This is a genomic window from Pseudomonas sp. NPDC089569 (assembly GCF_050280625.1).
Lineage (GTDB): Bacteria > Pseudomonadota > Gammaproteobacteria > Pseudomonadales > Pseudomonadaceae > Aquipseudomonas.
In genome coordinates this window covers 122490-136285 of sequence record NZ_JBNNVQ010000002.1, presented here as the reverse complement: position 1 = coordinate 136285, position 13796 = coordinate 122490, and the positions used below count along the sequence as shown (strand labels likewise).

At 56.0% G+C, this 13796-nt stretch carries 17 protein-coding genes; 13 read left to right on the top strand and 4 right to left on the bottom strand.

From position 1 onward, the window contains the following. Positions 1 to 95 precede the first annotated feature (95 nt). The 5 genes from ACQKP2_RS02030 (at position 96) to ACQKP2_RS02010 (ending at position 3518) form a co-directional block, all read left to right on the top strand. A complete protein-coding gene (locus ACQKP2_RS02030; RefSeq protein WP_427573960.1) occupies positions 96 to 623 on the top strand; it encodes a DUF7688 family protein in 528 nt (175 codons plus the stop codon). Then, positions 620 to 1663 carry a DUF5131 family protein gene (locus ACQKP2_RS02025; RefSeq protein ID WP_427573959.1) on the top strand — a complete coding sequence of 348 codons (1044 nt, stop codon included), beginning with the start codon at positions 620 to 622 and terminating at the stop codon, positions 1661 to 1663. Before ACQKP2_RS02030 ends, ACQKP2_RS02025 begins: the two co-directional genes overlap by 4 nt. Before the next feature lie 278 nt (positions 1664 to 1941). Next, on the top strand, positions 1942 to 2460 hold the full coding sequence (locus tag ACQKP2_RS02020) for a hypothetical protein (protein ID WP_427573957.1): 519 nt from the start codon (positions 1942 to 1944) through the stop codon (positions 2458 to 2460). 526 nt (positions 2461 to 2986) lie between these two features. Then, positions 2987 to 3289, top strand: a complete 303-nt coding sequence (locus ACQKP2_RS02015) for a hypothetical protein (RefSeq protein WP_427573956.1) — start codon at positions 2987 to 2989, stop codon at positions 3287 to 3289. 4 nt (positions 3290 to 3293) lie between these two features. After that, complete coding sequence (locus tag ACQKP2_RS02010) at positions 3294 to 3518, top strand: hypothetical protein (protein WP_427573954.1); 225 nt, start codon at positions 3294 to 3296, stop codon at positions 3516 to 3518. A gap of 40 nt (positions 3519 to 3558) precedes the next feature. Here the strand turns inward: ACQKP2_RS02010 and ACQKP2_RS02005 are convergent, their stop codons facing one another. Together ACQKP2_RS02005 and ACQKP2_RS02000 are read right to left on the bottom strand one after the other, a co-directional pair. Further along, the gene (locus tag ACQKP2_RS02005; RefSeq protein ID WP_427573952.1) at positions 3559 to 3786 is read right to left on the bottom strand and encodes a hypothetical protein; all 228 of its coding nucleotides are present in this window, start codon (positions 3784 to 3786) and stop codon (positions 3559 to 3561) included. A gap of 18 nt (positions 3787 to 3804) precedes the next feature. Further along, positions 3805 to 4101: a hypothetical protein gene (locus ACQKP2_RS02000; RefSeq protein WP_427573951.1), complete on the bottom strand. Its 297-nt coding sequence runs from the start codon at positions 4099 to 4101 to the stop codon at positions 3805 to 3807. 603 nt (positions 4102 to 4704) lie between these two features. Here ACQKP2_RS02000 and ACQKP2_RS01995 point away from each other — a divergent pair. The 7 genes from ACQKP2_RS01995 to ACQKP2_RS01965 all read left to right on the top strand — a co-directional run bounded on the left by ACQKP2_RS01995 (position 4705) and on the right by ACQKP2_RS01965 (position 9927). Then, positions 4705 to 5331: a hypothetical protein gene (locus tag ACQKP2_RS01995; protein ID WP_427573949.1), complete on the top strand. Its 627-nt coding sequence runs from the start codon at positions 4705 to 4707 to the stop codon at positions 5329 to 5331. Between the two features lie 11 nt (positions 5332 to 5342). Continuing rightward, positions 5343 to 5552 (top strand): hypothetical protein, encoded by a 210-nt coding sequence (locus tag ACQKP2_RS01990; RefSeq protein ID WP_427573948.1) that lies wholly within the window; start codon positions 5343 to 5345, stop codon positions 5550 to 5552. A 237-nt stretch (positions 5553 to 5789) separates the two neighbouring features. Beyond that, positions 5790 to 6461: a hypothetical protein gene (locus ACQKP2_RS01985; RefSeq protein ID WP_427573946.1), complete on the top strand. Its 672-nt coding sequence runs from the start codon at positions 5790 to 5792 to the stop codon at positions 6459 to 6461. A 253-nt stretch (positions 6462 to 6714) separates the two neighbouring features. After that, positions 6715 to 7182, top strand: coding sequence for a hypothetical protein (locus ACQKP2_RS01980; protein WP_427573945.1), 468 nt, complete (start codon positions 6715 to 6717; stop codon positions 7180 to 7182). A 546-nt stretch (positions 7183 to 7728) separates the two neighbouring features. Continuing rightward, positions 7729 to 8358 carry a hypothetical protein gene (locus tag ACQKP2_RS01975; RefSeq protein ID WP_427573943.1) on the top strand — a complete coding sequence of 210 codons (630 nt, stop codon included), beginning with the start codon at positions 7729 to 7731 and terminating at the stop codon, positions 8356 to 8358. Positions 8359 to 8453: 95 nt separating this feature from the next. Beyond that, positions 8454 to 8666: a hypothetical protein gene (locus tag ACQKP2_RS01970; protein WP_427573942.1), complete on the top strand. Its 213-nt coding sequence runs from the start codon at positions 8454 to 8456 to the stop codon at positions 8664 to 8666. 202 nt (positions 8667 to 8868) lie between these two features. After that, complete coding sequence (locus ACQKP2_RS01965; protein ID WP_427573941.1) at positions 8869 to 9927, top strand: hypothetical protein; 1059 nt, start codon at positions 8869 to 8871, stop codon at positions 9925 to 9927. A 68-nt stretch (positions 9928 to 9995) separates the two neighbouring features. Here the strand turns inward: ACQKP2_RS01965 and ACQKP2_RS01960 are convergent, their stop codons facing one another. Beyond that, a complete protein-coding gene (locus tag ACQKP2_RS01960) occupies positions 9996 to 11021 on the bottom strand; it encodes a nucleotidyl transferase AbiEii/AbiGii toxin family protein (protein WP_427573939.1) in 1026 nt (341 codons plus the stop codon). Beyond that, positions 10970 to 11614, bottom strand: coding sequence for a DUF6088 family protein (locus ACQKP2_RS01955; RefSeq protein ID WP_427573937.1), 645 nt, complete (start codon positions 11612 to 11614; stop codon positions 10970 to 10972). Before ACQKP2_RS01955 ends, ACQKP2_RS01960 begins: the two co-directional genes overlap by 52 nt. A 324-nt stretch (positions 11615 to 11938) precedes the next feature. Between ACQKP2_RS01955 and ACQKP2_RS01950 the strand changes: the two genes are divergently transcribed. After that, positions 11939 to 13765 (top strand): phosphoadenosine phosphosulfate reductase family protein, encoded by a 1827-nt coding sequence (locus ACQKP2_RS01950; protein WP_427573936.1) that lies wholly within the window; start codon positions 11939 to 11941, stop codon positions 13763 to 13765. The last annotated feature ends 31 nt before the right edge of the window (positions 13766 to 13796 follow it).

The following is a 13796-nucleotide window of genomic DNA, read 5'->3' as shown; positions in this document are numbered from 1 at the left end:
CGATAAGCTCTCTCGGTAAATCAACCAGGCTTCTGGCACGCAAAAAACCGCTCGACACTTCCCTTCGAATCAACCTCAAAGGGAACCCCCAAACCATGTCGCCTTCACTGAACATCCAGAGCACCGCCGGCCAGCAATTGACCCTGGTACCCGTACCAATGAAGTTCCTGCCACGTTCTGATTCCAAAGCCTGGCGCTCATTCGTCACTGACCGGGCCGATCTGGACATCCAGCCTGAAGCGCTGACCCAGATCCAATCGTTTATGGACGCCAATGACACCGACGCCGTGACCGATGGACACCACTTCTACACCGTCAATGCAGGGCTGATGCACTGCGCGCCAGAGCGGATCACAGACAGCGTTCGCTACGAGCTGCGAATCAACGGGGAGACCTTCCTCAGTGGTGATGCATCGCTCCGGGTCATTTTCCGCAACCTCAATGGTGCGAACTTCGAGACCCCCTGTACATGGCGTGCTTTTACACACGAGGAGTACATGGCCATGATGGAGCGCGAGTTCTCCTTTCAGGCGGCAGGGGCTGTTCTGACCTACCACGTTGCCGGCAATGACACTTCCCTCCTCACCCATACATTTCAAGCACCTGAGGTGGTTCTCCAATGAGCGACAAAACACAGATCGAGTGGACTGACGCTACATGGAATCCGATCCGGGGCTGCTCGAGAGTCTCGGATGGCTGCCGTCATTGCTATGCCGAGGGCCAGGCCGCTCGGATTATCCGAATGGAGCGCGGGCGCGGCGTGGCAGAGGGTGAAGGTTCGTACGATGGCTTGCTGGCCAAGGGTGGGCAATGGAACGGGCGCATCAAAATTGTTCCTGAGGCGTTGGAGCAGCCCTTACGCTGGAGCAAGCCCCGATCGATCTTCGTGAACTCCATGTCGGACCTGTTCCACGAGAATGTGCCCAACGATGTAATCGACCGCGTTTTCGCGATCATGGCCAAAGCCTCGCAGCACACGTTCCAGATCCTGACCAAACGCCCAGAGCGGATGGTGCAGTACATGCAGGGCCTGCAAGCCGCTGCCGACGACTGGGCGCCAAGAACCGCCCACGGTGTCTTCACGCCAACCCAGGTGCTGAATTTCCGCTATACGCATCGTAGGAAGGGTGCCCCAGTTTTCAGGGCCCCATGGCCGTTGCCGAACGTCTGGATCGGTGTCAGCGTAGAGAACCAGGACGCGGCCAACGAGCGCATCCCATTGCTGCTGCAAACACCAGCGGCAGTTCGGTGGTTGAGCATGGAGCCTCTGCTGGGACCGGTAGATCTCAGCGCATGGCTGGGTACCGGACTTGATTGGGTCGTCGCCGGCGGCGAATCCGGACCACAGGCCCGGCCGATGCATCCACAGTGGCCCCGGCAGATCCGCGACCAATGCGCGGCGGCGAATGTGCCTTTCCTGATGAAACAGTGGGGAGAGTGGGTTACGCCAGAAGATGCGCCAGCCGAAGGCCTGATCTTCAACAGCGCCACGCGCCAGGCAATCGTGGCAACTGACGGGGCGGCCCGCGATGCCGTCCAGGGCGTTGCCCCTGCCACCGGTGAACGCCTCATGTCACGCCTCGGGAAACGGAAGACTGGCCGGCTGATCGATGGCGCGCTGCATGATGCTTATCCGCCCACCCCTGTACTGGTCACCCTCTGACGCTTCTAGGGCGCTAGACGGACACGAACCGCACTTTTGTGTCCGCCTAGCACCAACTTCGCGCGCCACACTCCCTGGTATCAAAGTCAGAGCCTGCCCGCCGACAAGTGAAAACCAAGGCAGGTTCTGACCACGATTCGACGCCACCCCAATTGATAATGGGAGTGCTTGCTTGGGAAGTGACTGCGTGGAGCGGCAGTCAGCGGTACCAGGTGCCTTTTGGGGATTTCGTTAAGCTCGAAATACGGCCAGTGTCATCACTAATACGAAGGGGATTTATGAAACGTAAACTGACCATGAAACAACGATTCACCGCCATCGCTACCATCCTGGGTCTGTCGTTGTCCTGGTACGCCCATGCCGACACAGGTGCGGCCGCAGCGACTGCCGCTGGGGCATCAGCAAACGATCGCCAAAGGCATTCGTTCATGGGGCAAAGCCTTAACAACACGGGATACGTGTTTGTTATGGGCCAAGGCCAAAAGGATGCGCAAACGCTGTTCTGCGAACCAAGGGTGGGTCATTACATCTATGGCAAGACAGACTACAGAGGGTTCGAGGTCAAAGCTGGAAAATGCTTTTCAAAAGTCATACTCGGTTACGATAGTCGCGAGTACCGGGCACTCTCTGCGCAAGAATATCTGGATGAATTGATTGGGCCAGGAGTTGCTGAGCCAGTTGGGATCGCGCCAGCAACTACCCCAGACGGAGGGCTCTTAGCGATCATTTACTACCGAGCCATCAAACCAAACGACGGCGACTGCAATAACCAGCCAGGCGCATGCAGTGGGTTCTAACCGAAACACCAGACTGGCATTGATTGGCTTAGCCAGGCAGGACATCTACCCAGGACCATCCGCCGCACGCTGATAACCGACGCGAATCGGACATAAAACCTCGCGTTTATGTCCGCGCATGGCTATCCGCCTGATTCAATACCCTCCGCCTACTCAACACCAAGGCACGCAAGTCCCGTCGCTGCAAAAGGCACCACTTGGAAAACGAACGCCGGCTTTGGCTACGGAGGACCGAGCATGCGAGAGATAATGCGGCCCTCGCACTGGAAACGATGGGCGCATCAACTCGTACGGAACGATGTACCTGGTGGTGCCTCGCTAAAGGCCAAAAAGCGGCTCTTCAGAAAGAGCAGGTTATGAAGGATCTGGCGAATACTTGGAGTGTACCGGCAGCCCGCCTTGGGCCTCACTCGGTGTAGGTGGGGAAACCGACTGGGGTTTTGGATGGCACCACCTGGCGAGCGTTGATATCGTCCGCCAGCATCACCGACATGTCACATTCAAACCCTGTCCCCGGATCTGAAAGATGGAATCAAAAAGCCAAAAGGATCAAGGCGTGCTTCGTCTTCTTCGCACCGCAGCGCGAAGGACTCGAGATGTGCTGGGTGTTTTCATGATCTATGTGGTGGGGATGTTTGCGCTGAGCGGTTTTGCGGACCTGGTGCTGATTGGAAAGGACCTACCTCCGGTGGGTGTGATCGTCTTCCCGCATGAAACCCATGTGTGCCTGGCGGTGGCAATCGTCTGGTCGCTCTGGAAAATCCGCAGCTACCTTCGAACCCGGGCCCTTCGTGCGACCGCCCTCACTACAAATCAACAAGCCCAGTAGAACCATGGCTGAACAGCACATGTCACTCTGGACGGTCAATGACAAGCCCATCGATTACCCGACCCAGTTCATCGCGTGTCGCTGGCTGGCCACCCTGTCGCCGACGCCCACAAGAGACATATTGGTTGCCGATGATCTGTACTCAATACGCAAGATGCTGCCGCCGGGTTTGTTCTGCATCCCCTCTTCGCCGCTTGACGGCCCTTCCATAGTCGAAACTTGGATCTAACTGCGCCACGAGGACGGCAAGGCGATTTGGGGATCTACGTTTACTTCATAAGGCTGGCTTTCACTTCGGCAATAGCGGCGATGGCCTGATTACGAGCAATGCCCAGCGCCTCAGATGGAAAATCCCCGATGCCTGTGAAATCAACGGTTCCTTCGTGTTCCAGGAACGCCTCCAGTGCTCGCAGGAGCAAATCACGTTGCGCCGTCATTAGGATCAACTCCGAGTTAGTTTTGTCGCGGTCAGACAGTTCAGTTTCGTGCTGGCTCATCGGTTCACCTCAATCGGTTCAGGGGCGTTGGCTGCGTTTGTTGATGCTGTCGATGTTCGCTTTGAAATACGCGAGGCAAGCGTCAAACCCATCATTGAGCAATCCAGCGTAGGCGGCCCGATGGTCACCATTGAGGATGTAGAACGCCTGCATCTGACCAAAGACCAAAGCGGTCGTTACGTCGCCATAGAGGGACGGGGCCGTGTCATGGTCATTGAAGCTGATAAAGAACCCGTCGCCTCGCATTACGGAGTTGTAGGTGAAGACAGGAACAGTCACCCCGGACGACAGGGCTACGAGGTTGCAGGTTGGCATTGTGGCTTCCTTGTTCAATTCGCGGATGGGGTTAACACCCCGAAGGTGGTTGGATACTGACGCCCATCATCTGGCCACCCAGCGCGTGCCACCACCGACATAACCATTATTTTGTTCGTCACTCGACGACCTGGTTACTGGCGCTTCCCGCTATTCGACATCGCCGGTCCGGAAATGAATTGGACGAGTAAACACTGATGTTTGGAATTCGTTCGTGATGGACCCACCGGCTGGGATGTCGAACCAGGTGCGGTCGATCAGCTCCAACCCTTCATGGATACCAACGACACCGACGCGGTGTCAGATTGAATTGAGATCCGACGTCTGCCATTCAACCAGCCAGCTGTTGCTGCAAAACGCTGGCGCTGGCCGGTGCCCTCGAATCGCGTGTTGTTCCCAATGTTGGGTTCTGGATAGCGAATACCCCCCGGGCGCGGCCGCAAGCAGGTTTGAAAAGGGTTAATTTCAGTCCCCGGCCTGGCCGCTGTATCGCGGTGCAAACCTCACTAATAATTTTGATGCCTAGGTTCTGGCACACCTTTTCCGCCCTCATTCTGGTGATCACTTGCTGACAACCAACTACAAGCCGAGAGCGATCACGACATGACTACCTTCAACATCTACTTCAATGGCACCTGCATCGATGCTCTGGAGAACAGCACCGCGCGCAAGGCCCGCAACTACGTCAATCGCACCTACAAGAAGCCAGAGCAGTGCGTGGTTGTCGGGGCAGATGTAGACCAGAGCGAGGCGATCGCTCGTTCCAAAATGCTGCACGTAGTAGACCCGGCCTTCAAGGCCGAATGCGCAGAAGTGCTGAGCGACGAACAATTGACTACGGCAGCTCGCAAACGCAGCGGCGAGACTGTCTGCTTCAGCAACAAGGACGCTGGACCAACTCATGGGGTCGTTGTTCTGACCACTGACCTCAAGTGGGTAACTCTGCTGGAAGGGGTGACGCGAGAAGAAGCACGGGAATTCATGAGCAACTTTAACGGCCGGCCTGAGCACGTCCCAGCCAAGGTCATTAAGACCAAGATCGGCATTGTTGCTGGGTTCAACCGGGCGCATCAAATCGTTCAGACAACTGATTGCCAAGGCTACGAAAAGCGTTTCGTGAACGCCAAGGCCGCCCAGAAATTCATCAACACCTACGGCGATGCTGGATACGGCCTGACAGTGGCTGATTGCGAAATCGTGGACTTCTCCTACGATCTGTTTTCTGAATAAGGGATTTGACCATGGCACCCTCCAACGCCAAATTGACCGGCAAGCATGTAAAGAAGCTGGAAAGTGACAAGGCGAAACTCCTTGCCACGCTGCGTGAACTGGCTGATTACTGTGGTGGTTCAGACCTTCCAAAGAGCCACCCGCTGGGCGCGGCGCATATGCTGCTCAGAGAGTTTGAGCGCCGCGAGTCAACATCAGGGGCCGATACTGAAGGCCATTGAAATACCCAGCTAAGGCACGTCAGCGCGCTGGCATTGCGTTGACGCCATACTCGCCCGGAAGAGTTCAGGCTTAACGCTTCGCCAGCACTCCGCAGGCCGCGCAGCACGTCGCTCAATCTTGTGAGATGTCTCATAAATTTCAGGACCGACTATGAGGTATCAGGTTCGCAGCATGCCGGCTTCTGGCACGCTCCATTGGGCCTGACTATGGGTGCTCTCACATTTGGAGCGCCAGCAATGACTTGGACTATCAAAACTCACCCCGACGTTACTCACGCTAAGCTCGGCAATCAAAACCTTCCCTATCTGCTCGATGGCGGCCCGGTACCGGTCCTTCTGGCGGGCAGCTGCGCCGCCGACTACTGGCTGCTGGACGAACACGGCAACCGCCCCAAAGCCCATGTGATCATTTCACTCTTCCGCCGGGAGTGTTCGCCGCTGCACGCCGTCCACCTGACCGTCTACAACTCAGGGCTCTATGCGATCGACTACATCAACAACTCTCCGGATGACTTCCAGACACTGGAACACTTGCTGGAGTACCTGCAGGGGGAAATTCACCACGCCAAGGTCGCCGCCGAGCACCTTCCGAGCCTGAGAGCGGAAATGAAGGCCGTGGTTGACCGTATCAACAGCGAGATCACTGCCGATACCGGCCGGGCCGGGTACGAGAAGATGTGCTACCTGTTTGGTCTGAAACCCAAGAGGGATGAGCAGCTCGTTGAAGACGGTATCCTTCCCTACGGAGCACTCAACGCCCTTGAGTACCCTGACTGGACCCGCGAAGAGATCTACGAGAATTCAATCGACTCAGCGCGGTGCACCGTTCTATACCTCGCGCAGGGGTTGCACGTCGAAGCTGACGAACGTTGCCGCTGTGAACACTGCGTTGACCGCATGAACGGTTAACTGGCCACCGGCCGCCAGCGATCTGGATCGATTCGAACCCGATCCTGGCCCTCAAACCGTGGGACAATCCTTCCTGCAAAGCTCACCCCTTAGATTGTTCTCTGCCCCTTCTGGCACGCACAAGACGGCCTCAGACTTTACTCATCAACTACAGAACACCCTTGAGGCCAACCCCATGACCACAACCACTACCGCCGCTACCAACCCAGCCACCGCAAGCTTCCACTTCATCAAGTTCCAGGTGCAGCGCTGCATGCGTCTGGTGGGTCTGCAAAACGACTATTTCCTGCCGATTGATGCCCGGCAGGATGAAACTGTGCTGGCCCCCATCGCTCTGCAGAATGAGCTTTACGCTGCAGACTCGCGTTTGCACCTGATCGTCAATGAAGTTGATGGCCAACAATTCGCGATGATCGTCCAAGAGGGCGACGAATTGTTTGATATCGCCGGCTCTTTCGCAGATCCAGCTTGCAGCTTTCCCTCGGCCGAATACGGCGGTGTTGTCTGGCAAGCCCAGGGTTTCGCCTCGGATAAACCGAACGATGCCTTCACTTTGTCGAGTGGGAACGATGAAGCCGGGGTCCGCAACATCTGCGCAGCCATGCAAACGCTGGTCGATGCGCGGGATAAAGTCCGAAACTACAACGATCAACTCAATGCTGCGGGTCGCGCGCCTGACGGCAATGACTACAACGCCGTGCTCGGCATCTTCAACCTCTGAGCCGCGACTGCAGAAGCCCGGGCATTTCGGGTGAATAGGCACCGATAACAGAAAGCCCCACCCTCTATCCTCAATAGCTGAAGCGCGAAGGTTGGGATCGAATGGTGGGGCTTTCTGCTTTGAGTGAACACCGGTGACGTGTCGTGACAGCATTCTCAGGTCTCCCCCTTTACTGAGGCTGCACAATGACTACAACCCGCCGTTTCCATTGCCCACTACTCAATCGCTCTATCACACTCACCCGGGAGCGGCTCAGGTTCGCATTTTCCGGAATCGGTAGCTCTGAGTCCTTGCGCCAAACGAATGTGTATTGCGATGCCTGGGAGAGTTGCCCCTTCGGCGGCAGCGAGGACTGCCCCCGTCGGATCTACGAGAAAAACCTCAACAAGGAGTGAAGGCGAGCAGTGTTCGCGAACAGCCACAGGGAACGTCCGGCGCTAATCCCTTGAGCACCAGCGCGAGGAATAAAAGCGCTGGTGGTTCTGGCACACAAAAATCACCCTGATCATGGCTCCAGTGTCCAAAGACAGATACGGAGCCTCACACATGAACCAAGCATTTCAAGAAGCCCTCGCTGCCCGCCTGCGCTGGATCGATGTTGTCGCCTTTGAGAACATCGAAGGGTGTGAGGCTATGGTCGAAGCGGCACTGCAGGCCTCCTATGAGGCGGTACATCAGCTCGCTGCTAACGATGTACTCATGCACCGCTACTACGGCCCCAAAGCGCCCCAGCTGCTTTTAGACGTCCCCGAGCTGGCAGACCAGTACGAATTGGCCCACGAGGTCTATACCGACCTCACGAACCACAAAAACGGGTCGATTGGAAAACTTTCAGCTGCTTGGATGACGCAGGCTGTGCCGATGATTCAACCCCACAGCAAATGGCTGGCTGCAGTTTCTGTTCAACTGGCTACCCGGATACAAGGGAGCGCCCTAACGGTAGATGACGTGATCAAGGGCCACGCCAGAATTCTGCTGCTGACCTGGAGCGAAGGTCTTTCGGTAGAAGAAGCCGCAAATGAAGTACTCGAGACGTATGAGGAAAACCGCCTTTGGGTGGAAGAAGAAGCACATCGCCGGCACTGTGAAGACATCGCCGACACCTACGCATTCATTGAGGCCGAGTTGTGGGCGGGTTGGCGCGAAGACTGCGCCGATGTTGGGATGGCAGCCTGAGAAGGAATTGCCGGCCGGCTCTTCAAGATAACAATCCCAGTTACCCACTATTCAGCCGATCTTTAACCGATTCAGTCAGCGCACTAGGAAACCCAATGTCGGCTCCGAAAATCCACAAGTACAGCTCGCACGTCGCAGCTGCCTCGATCATGCCGGACTACGTTCGCGACCAGTACCAGCGTGAAGGACTTCGAGGCACTCTCTGCGGTTACATGCGACCATCGCCCCAGGTGCCCTACTCGCACGACAGTGAAGCCACGGCGATAACCTGCAAGCTGTGTCTGCGGGAGAAGGCAAAGGCCGCGTGACACCTCCTGCATCAATCCCAAAGCCCGGCATGGTCCGGGCTTTTTCATGCCCGGTCGCAGGGTACTTTTCATTTCCAAACTGAGGAATCCGAGCGCCAGCTAAAGGCTGGAAGAATCGTTAAGAGGGGTTCTGGCACGCCGGGATCGACCTGAAACTGGGCACATCAAAACTCAGTCTTCCAACCATCCAGGAGCAAATCACATGGGCGCTACAGTAAGCACATGCAAGCTGGTAGGAGCATTTCGCGGCAGCAACGGCCAACCCTGCTATGTGATGTTCGAGCAAACCTATTCGAAGAACGTTTATCCCCATACTCCAAAGTGGAATGCACAATGCTTTGGCGACCTCGCAGCCACCCTGAAGATGATCTTCGCTTCTGCATCGTCGTGTGAAGGCGGCATGCTACAAGGCGCTGGTGGCCGCAGCATCACCCCTGAAGGCTACATCGCCGGTTGGCTGAAAGAACTGGAAAACCCTGTTTCGATGCCTGACTGCCTAATCGAATTGAACGTTGCTGATAAGCACTACTCTCCTATTGCCCAGGGCGACTTTGACCGGGTCAAAACTGTGATGCAGGCGATGGGCAAGCAGGACATGGTGACCGAGCTGGAAGCCGGTAATACCATCGCGGTTTCGCTTCACCGTGACAATGAACTTCTGAGTGAGGTTTTCGACGGTGTGCACGCCGGCGCATGGCGTGTCATCCCCTCCTACGAAATCCCAGTGCAGGGCATTCGTGACGCCAGTCTTGGCTACAAGCCACAGAAAGCCAAAGTGTATGACGTGACGGTGCCGCGATTCCTGAAAATCCATGAAGGTGACAGCAACATCCTGATGCAGGGCGCGGATGGCCGCTGGCGATGCGCAGGCTGGGCCTACAGCATCATTGCCGAATATGTGACCGGGCTATGGCAAGCCGAACTGGATGAGCCAGGCAGTTATCGGGCCCGGGTAAAGGCGTACCGCAATGCCGTGGAGGCTGCTGCCAGCATCCCCGCCAGTGGGATAACCGTGGTCGTGGACACCACCGTGCCCCTCGAGAGCTACCAGCAAAGCAACGTGGAAGGAGTTCTCAAAAAAATCGCACATACCCGCGTAGGCGGCGAGGTGCACCTGTGCGTGCCAACAGACCAAGACGAGCTTTACTACGTCGCCCGGCTGCCCTCAGCTTGCACCTCGTGGGTTATGACAGGAAGTGAACCCACAATGGGCGCTCCGATCGTGACAGCACCCATGGAGCAGTTGAGCCTGTTGGCCTGATTTCGGATCGTTGCCACGCGCCGGCCACAAAGCTGGCGGTGCGTGGCAAATTGGCCGATCGCGGAGCTCTACCACTTAGCCAGTGTTAACTGGTTGATCCGCCCCTGAAGAGTCGACAAAAGGGCAAGAATATCCGCGATGGGGTACACGTGACCATTGAGCATCCCCGACCCCTGCATCTCGCGGTAATCATTTTCTAACCGTACGAGGTTCTCGGAATCGGGCATCAAGTTCAATTCCCCAGTGAGGCATCGATCGTACTGAGCCGAAGCACTCCGATAGAACACTTTCTTGAGTCCTACTACATCCGCAAGCAGATCCAGATCCTCCATGGCACGCCGACCCGCCTCATGTTGAGCGAGCATTGCGAGGTCATACCAGTGCCTGGAAACACGATTGCGATCATCGGCAAGCGGTCGATTACATTCAGCGTGTACCAGGGTCACTTTTTCCCAGAATGTGCGCTCTGGGGCGAGTACGACAACACCCTCTGCAATGGGGAAGTCGATGTTTGGAAATAGCGCTGCAATGTCCGGCTTAATCGTGTAGTGGGAGTTAGGGTTTATGAGGTTCCGGCCTCCAAACTCGACGAGCACATGCTCACGCATGTATTGGCCACGTGCAAAGGCACGAGTGGGATAAACGACGTACAACTTTTCCCCGTTCTCGCTGACCGTGACATCACACTCCTGTCCACACGCCAGGCTCGCCAGCTGCGACTGTAGGTATGGGCGCACAATCTCATGGGTATATTCCCTGACCTTGGCTTTAAGAGCTTCACCGATCTTGTCGCGTTTACCCCCCGAAAGACGTGATAGCTCAGCGACCGATTGCTCGCATCCAAGCTCCCGGTAATCGATGGTGACATCGACGTCCTCAGAAAAACGCTGGATTACGGAGTAGACCTTGGAAAGCGAGGTGCCCCCTTTGAATGCCATAGCCTTTCGACCAGGCATCGCAAAGAGATCTTTTAAAACGAGGGTAATCCAGATGTCTTTCTCGATCACAGCAGTCGCACGGTGGGTCTCTGCTGCGGCGTTTGCTAGGAGTTCGCTTTGAACTGAAGATGGTAAATCGAAATAGGAGGTTGCCACTCATGTTCCTTAGCGCCCCGGCTCAGCGCCGACCGCATCCATTCCGGCATCCTGCAGGCCCGGAGTTTTTTGAATTCTTCTTCAGTCAGCGATTTCACAATCTTGGACATGACTTCTTCGGTGGCTTCTTCCTTACCCAGGTAGTAGAGCGCCGTGAGGGCAACCCCCACCTGAGTGCCGGCATGTTGTAGGCGTGCTTTGGAAACGTGACACAAGCGCACCACAGCGTTGCCTACCCTGATTTCACGGGTCGAACCGCTGGTGTAGTAGGTCGGCAACACCTGCATTTGGGTACTGAGGCCCAGTCGCCGTACAGCTTCGGCCCCGTGGATCTGGACGGTCTCACCCTTTGCCCGGGTGATCACTTCCATTACCTTCACAGGGTTGGCACGAATCTGACCGATGTAGACGCTTACTTTCGGGCGCATGTAGACACCGCGAGTAACGCGCTCGAGGCTGCCGATTTTGACCAGCCTGGAAAGTGCTTTGTCTACAGCCGCGCGCGGGCCTTCCTCAGCGAACATTGCGCCAGCGAAGGGCCGACCTTTCTGCATGTGCTTGATGCGCTTGGATATGGATTCTGCGACAGTCATATGAATCTCCGAGGTCAGAAAAAAGACACAAGTTCCTGACAGACCACCAAACTATAAGCGTTGTTCCATGGGGTTTCCAGAGGGATGACCCTTCATGAGCAACATCCAACGGTCTTTCGGACGAAGCGCCCCCACTCCCCTTCAAAACCCTAAGATCGTCAACAAAGCAAATCATGCCGAGCTTTGCCCTTCAAAACCACTCTTGGGATTTGGTTTCAGGTTGATGCAGGTGTCATTGAAAATTGCTCAACCCAGGGTTCTGGCACGCGCAACCCAACACGAAACTGTGCTCATTCCGAAATTGAACACAGCGAGCTCGCCATCATGACCAACGCCCAGACCAAGCTGAATGAGTCCATCCAGGCCGGCCTCTTTGAGGAAATTGAGCCGGTGACCATGCACACCCTTCTGGTGGAAATGAGCTTTGAGGAAAAGGTGGCCAGCGCGGTTGAAGCAATCAAGCAGCAGGTGCGCGAAGGTCGTCACCCGCTGGTTGCATGGTCTGGAGGAAAGGACAGCTCAGTTTTGCTGAACCTTACCTTCACAGCATTGCGCGAGATGAAAGCTGAAGGGTACGAGGTGCCTACCCTGCATTTGCTGCATTCGGATACCAAAATGGAGAACCCCAGAATTTTGATGTACAACAAGGGCCAAATCAAATCGATTGAAGCCTATGCGAAGGCATCCGAAATTCCCACCCGAGTGTGGGTCGCCTCCCCCAACCTGAGTAACGACTATTTGGTTGCCGTCTTGTCGGGTCGGTCAATCATGTCAGTTGGGGCGAACACGAAGTGCCAACAGATGGCCAAAGCGTCAGCGTTGGACCGGATCAAGCGCCAGGTTCGCGCCTACGTGGCCGAGAAAGACGGCGTGAAGCCGAAGGATGCAAATCTGGTCAGCCTAATCGGGACACGCTTTGAGGAGAGTGTATCGCGCGGCATCAGGATGAAAGAACGCGGTGAAAGCTCCACCGAAGCCGTGGATGTCATGGACAACGGCCAGATGGTGCTGAGCCCAATCGCTGACTGGACTACCTTCGATGTTTTCACCTACATCGGGTATGTGCGTTCGAATCAGCTACCGGCATACGACTCATTCGATGAGCTTGTCGAAATCTACCGCGACGCCAATGGCGGCGAATGCATGGTTAATTTGTACATAAGCGGTGTTGAGCAAGCCCGGCCGGCATGCGGTGCCAGGACCGGATGCTGGACCTGCGGGCGTATTACAAAAGACACGAGCGCTGACAACATGATTGCCACCGATGGTGGTAAGTACGAATGGATGGCACCTCTGCGAGATCTGAGGGCATTCATGCTCGCCAAACACTTCGATCCATCGGCGCGCTGCTGGCTGGCCCGCACGCTCAATGAGGAGACCGGGACCATCAAAATCGCGCCGAACGCGTACTCGCCGGCACACGTACTGGACCTACTTCGGATCATGCTGACCATCCAGATCCGCGAGGAGATCGCCGCCAGCAGCCTGGGCATCGCCCCACGCTTCACCCTACTGGATGAGCGTCAGCTGATCGCGATCGACTTTATCTCGGCTCGCTACGGCTACCAAAATTCATTCGTGGCGCTGCGCACCTACAAAGAAATCTACGAGGGTGGTAAGCGTTACGAGATCCCGGCTTTGGATTCGATTCCGACCTTCACCGAGAAAGACGTGTCGTTCCGCGCTGAAGTCCCGTTTGCCGACGCTGACTATCACAGCGCCTGGCGCGGGTTCCGCAACTTGGCTCACGCCATGGTCGACTGGGAGGCCACCACTACCCTTGCCGACGGAACCATTGTTCAGAACGCCAATCTTGGGGATTCATTTGAGATCGACCTCGAAGGCTCCGAATTGTTTATGGCATTTGACTTGGACTACGCACTAAAGCGCATTGGCCTGTTGGACAATCCGATGGGAGTGGTCGACTACTTCGTTGGGCTGGGCACCGTCACACTCTTCAAAGGCAGCCTTGGGGAATGGGACCGAATGGCGAAAATGAGCAATCAAATCTTTGTCCATGGGATCAAATCGATCCTTCATGATCCGCATGCACTGGTTAAGGCACTTCAGGAAAAATTCAACGTTGAGCCGCAAGCCGAAGCTATTCAGCCTGCGCAAAATGGACAATTTCAGCTGGGTTTGTGTCTGTGAGGCGTTGGAACTGAGTGAGGGTTCTGGCACG